Raw genomic sequence first — 4,124 nt, forward strand, 5'->3', positions numbered from 1 at the left:
CGGGCATGCGGATGTCCATCAGGACGACGTCCGGGGCGAGTTCGGCGACCTTGGCCACGGCGTCCAGGCCGTCGACGGCCTGCCCGATCACCTCGATGCCGGGCTGGGTGTTGAGCAGCACGGTGAAGCCCTGCCGGACCATCTGCTGGTCGTCGGCGATCAGTACGCGGATCACGCGGCCGTCGTTGCCGGTCGTCATGGGGTGTCGTCCTCGAGGGAGTGGTCGGTGAGGGGGTCGGGGCCGTCGGTGGAGGGGTCGGGGGGCCGGTCGGGGTCGTCGGCCGGCAGGAACGCCGTCACCCGGTAGCCGCCGTCCGGCAGCCGCTCGGCCCTCAGCCTCCCGTCGAGCATCGCCACCCGCTCCCGCATGCCGAGCAGCCCGTGCCCCGCCCCCTGCGACGGCGCCGGGGCCCGCGTGGGCGGGGTGTTGGCGACGTCGACGCGCAGCCCGGCCGGGAGATGCGTGAGGTGGACCCGGGCGGTGGCACCCGGCGCGTGCCGCAGGACGTTGCTGAGGGCCTCCTGCACGATCCGGTACGCCGACAGCTCCACGCCGGGCGGCAGCGGCCGGCGCCGGCCGGAGTGCTCGACGGTCACGGTCAGTCCGGCGGCCCGGGTGTTCTCCACCAGCGCGTCGAGCCGGTCGAGCGTGGGCTGCGGGGCGTGCGGGGCGGTGCCGTCACGGTCGGGTGCCGCGCCCGGGGTGCCGGGGTCCTCGGAGCGCAGTACGCCGAGGACGCGGCGCAGTTCGGTCAGGGCCTCCAGCGCGTTCTGCCGGATGCCCGCGAGGTTCTCCTTCAGCTCGTCCGGCGGGTTCTCCACGAGGTGGGGGGCGACCTGGGCCTGGATGGAGATGACGGACATGTGGTGGGCGACGACGTCGTGCAGCTCGCGCGCGATGCGGCTGCGCTCCTCCAGGAGGGTGCGCCGGGCGCGTTCCTCGACGGTGAGGGAGGTCTGCTCCCGCAGTTGGGAGCGGGCCTCGCGGCGGCCGCGCAGGGCGATGGCGAGCACGACGGCCACCGCGAAGAGGATGACGGCGACCAGGCCGGTCGGCTGGTAGTCGCGCGCGCCCAGCAGGCCCTGGACGACATAGGTGACGAGCGCCGTCAGGCCCAGTGCCTCCAGGGACACCCGGGTGCGGACCCGCAGGCCGAGCAGGAGCAGGACGAACAGGTGCGCGATGAGCCCGGCCGCCGTCCAGGGCCAGGTGAACTTGTGCCCGTCCACCATCGCGGCGCGCACCGCCGTCGCCGTCACCAGCATGGCGGCCAGGGACAGCCACCACGCCGGGACCGGCCGCCACAGGGCGAGGATCATCGCGCCGCTCTGGCCGAGGGCGATCAGGAAGGCGAGCCCCGGGTCGAGTCCGCCGTTGTCCGCGAGCTGGGCCGCGTCGCCGAGCAGCACGCCGAGCGCGGCCAGGAAGACGATCCCGTGCGGCAGCCAGCGCAGCCACGTCGACGGCGGCAGCGGATCGACCCGCGCCGTCCACAGGTCGTCGCGCAGCATCCCCCACCAGCGTGTGCCGGTCGCACGCGCGTTCCCCCCTGGCTTCACGCCGCCCAGCCTAGACATGCCGTGCTCCCTTCGTCGTCGCCCGGGTCCGCGGGTGGTGGGTGCGGACGACGCGTGAGCGGCGGCGCCGGCCGTCGCCGCGCTCGAAGGTGTGGAACGCCGCCCAGCACAGGCCGAGGAACAGGGCGAACACCGGCAGCCAGAGCAGGCGGGCGGCGACCCAGTCCGGTCCGTCGGGGAGCGTGTGCAGTCCGGGCAGGCGGCCCGCGAGGAGGCCGGTGGCGGTGGTCGCCATCAGGGCCGTCTGGTGCCACAGGAAGACCGTCATCGCGAAGAGGTTGACCAGCGCCACCGCCGCCCAGGCCACCGGCCGCCGCAGCGCGCGGCGCAGCCGCTCCCGCAGCAGCAGGGCGAGGCCGCACTGCGCCAGGCCGAAGGTGACGGCGGCCAGCGTCGGCGGGTTCAGGTTGGAGACGGCGGCGCCCGGGACGCCGACCATGGACGCCGGGTAGCCCGCCCAGGCGACGAGCGCCGCGGTCGCCGCCGTACCGCCGGTGAGCAGGACCCAGCCCGCCCTGCGGCGCTCCAGTTCGCCGCGTGTCCAGGCGGCGCCGAGGGTGTACGGCACCGCCCAGCCCGCGGCGAGGTTGGTCCAGCCGAGCCAGGACGGGCCGCCGAGGCCGAAGCGCAGCAGGTCGACGTGGAGGACGACGGCCAGCGGCCACAGCGGGTGCAGCCGGGCCAGGAGCGGCGTCGCCGCGGTCAGCGCGGCGAAGACCAGCAGGAACCACAGCGGGGACAGGGCCAGTTTGACCAGCGTGCGCACCGTCCCGTGGTCGGCGCCGGTCAGCAACAGCAGGGCCGCTGTCACCGTCCACAGGGCGAGGACGGCCACGACCGGCCGGAACAGCCGGCCCAGCCGGGCGGCCAGCCACCGCCGGTACGGTGTGCCCCGGTCGCGGGCCGCGGCCCAGCCGCGGGTGGCCACGTGCCCGCCGACCAGGAAGAACACGGCGAGGGTCTGGAAGGCCCAGGAGACCGGGGTCAGCCCGGGCAGGTGCTGGAGGGGGCTGGCGGTGCGCAGGCGGCCGCCGTCGGCGACGAGGGCCGTCACCAGCCAGTGGCCGAGGACGACGCCGAGGACGGCGAGGGCGCGCAGGCCGTCGACGGCGCGGTCCCTGGACGCGGGAGTCGCCGCGTCGACGCGGGCGGCGGCGGCACGCAGGGCGCCGCGCGGGTGCGCCGGAGTCACGTCAGTCATGGGTCACCTCCGTGGTCTCGCCCAGGGCGATCCGGGCCAGGTTCGTCAGGGAGAGGGAGCCCGCGTCGAAGTAGTCGCTGTGGCCGCCGTCGCCGGCGTCGAAGACCCGGGCGCCGTAGGCCGGGGAGACCGGGTCGGTGCCGAAGCCGAGGGTCGTGCCGAAGAGGCCGGCGCTCAGGTGCGGGACGTGCTCCACCCAGTCGCCGACGCCCCGCGCCGCCCAGATCCGGGCGCTCGCGCCCAGGCCGGCGGCGGAGTCGGCGCCGGTGCCGGGGCTGCCGACCAGGGCGATGTCGGCGACGTCCAGGCCGGCGGCGGCACGGGCGCAGACGACCGAGCCGTAGGAGTGGCACAGCACGGCCACCCGGGTGCGGGGGCCGGTGACGCCGCGCAGGTCGTCGACCAGGGCGCGCAGCCTCGGGGCGGCCTCGTCGGCGCGGCCGGTCGTGGCGACCGTGGTGCTGACGGTGCCGGGCGTCCGGTAGCCGAGCCAGGCCACGACCGCCGTGCGGGTGCCGTCCGGGGCCTGCGCGAGGAGCTGCCGGTGCAGGGCGAGGGCGGCGGCGCGGAACCGGCCGTAGGTGTCGAGGCCGGTGTCGGAGCCGGGGACCAGGACGGCGACGCGGTCGGCGTGGGCCAGGTCGCCCAGGACCTCCGTGACCAGACCGGCGCCCCGGCCGTCGAAGGCGAGCAGTTGCCGGGAGGGGCCGGCCAGCGAGCGGTCGGCGGCGGCGCGGTGGCGGTCGCCGTGGTCGCCGGCCATCCGGGCCGCCTCGGCCGCGTTGGCCCGGTTGGCGGCGTACGTCGCCGCCAGCGTGTCCGCCGTCGGCGCGGCGAGGACGGCGGGCGGCGGTGCGGGGATCTCGGGTCGCGCGGCGCCGGAGAGGGGGAACGCGACGGCACCGGCGACGAGTGCCGCCAGTACGGCCCTGCGTGCTCTCCCCGCGCGCCGACGCCGACGTACCGCCGTACCGGGCCCCATGGCCGCTCCCCTCCCGCTCGCCCGCTCATCGGGCTTGCCTGGGAAGGAAGTTATGGACCGGCGGGGGTAACCGGCGTCCCGCCGGAGAGCTCACCCGCGGGGTAGCTCTCAGGTACTACGGGGGTGACAGGGGGCGCCTTCCCGGGAGCGGGCGGCGCTCGCCGGGCCGCTCACCACGCCAGCTGGGCGATCTCCTCCGCCACCACCGCGCACGCGTCCGCCGCCGGGTCGATCAGCGGGAAGTGGCCGACGTCCTCCAGCAGCGTCACGCCCACCATCTCCCCGGCCCGCGCCGCCGCGTCGGCGTACGCCTCGGCGACCGCCTGCGGGACGTCCACGTCGGCCCGTCCCTGGACGACGGTA

General features: G+C 76.6%; 4 protein-coding genes and 1 pseudogene. All 5 read right to left on the reverse strand.

Going from position 1 to position 4,124, the window contains the following annotated elements; translation table 11 throughout:
- Positions 1–199, reverse strand: a 199-nt coding sequence (locus GTW67_RS09370; RefSeq protein WP_161164345.1) for a response regulator transcription factor, incomplete at its 3' end; no start/stop codon positions are given.
- On the reverse strand, positions 196–1,578 hold the full coding sequence (locus GTW67_RS09375; RefSeq protein WP_524539762.1) for a sensor histidine kinase: 1,383 nt from the start codon (positions 1,576–1,578) through the stop codon (positions 196–198). The genes GTW67_RS09370 and GTW67_RS09375, both read right to left, overlap by 4 nt.
- Complete coding sequence (locus GTW67_RS09380) at positions 1,571–2,779, reverse strand: acyltransferase family protein (protein ID WP_161164346.1); 1,209 nt, start codon at positions 2,777–2,779, stop codon at positions 1,571–1,573. The genes GTW67_RS09375 and GTW67_RS09380 overlap by 8 nt, the downstream gene beginning before the upstream one ends.
- Positions 2,772–3,761 (reverse strand): alpha/beta hydrolase, encoded by a 990-nt coding sequence (locus tag GTW67_RS09385; RefSeq protein WP_161164347.1) that lies wholly within the window; start codon positions 3,759–3,761, stop codon positions 2,772–2,774. Before GTW67_RS09385 ends, GTW67_RS09380 begins: the two co-directional genes overlap by 8 nt.
- Before the next feature lie 170 nt (positions 3,762–3,931).
- Positions 3,932–4,124 (reverse strand): annotated as a pseudogene (locus GTW67_RS09390) (alpha/beta hydrolase); the annotation flags it as partial.

It is taken from the genome of Streptomyces sp. SID5910 (genome assembly GCF_009862125.1).
GTDB lineage: Bacteria > Actinomycetota > Actinomycetes > Streptomycetales > Streptomycetaceae > Streptomyces.

Excerpts from the sequence above, each read along its gene's own strand:
- GTW67_RS09385 (WP_161164347.1), bottom strand. The coding sequence starts at position 3,761 with ATGGGGCCCGGTACGGCGGTACGTCGGCGTCGGCGCGCGGGGAGAGCA.
- GTW67_RS09380 (WP_161164346.1), bottom strand. The coding sequence starts at position 2,779 with ATGACTGACGTGACTCCGGCGCACCCGCGCGGCGCCCTGCGTGCCGCC.
- GTW67_RS09375 (WP_524539762.1), bottom strand. The coding sequence starts at position 1,578 with ATGTCTAGGCTGGGCGGCGTGAAGCCAGGGGGGAACGCGCGTGCGACC.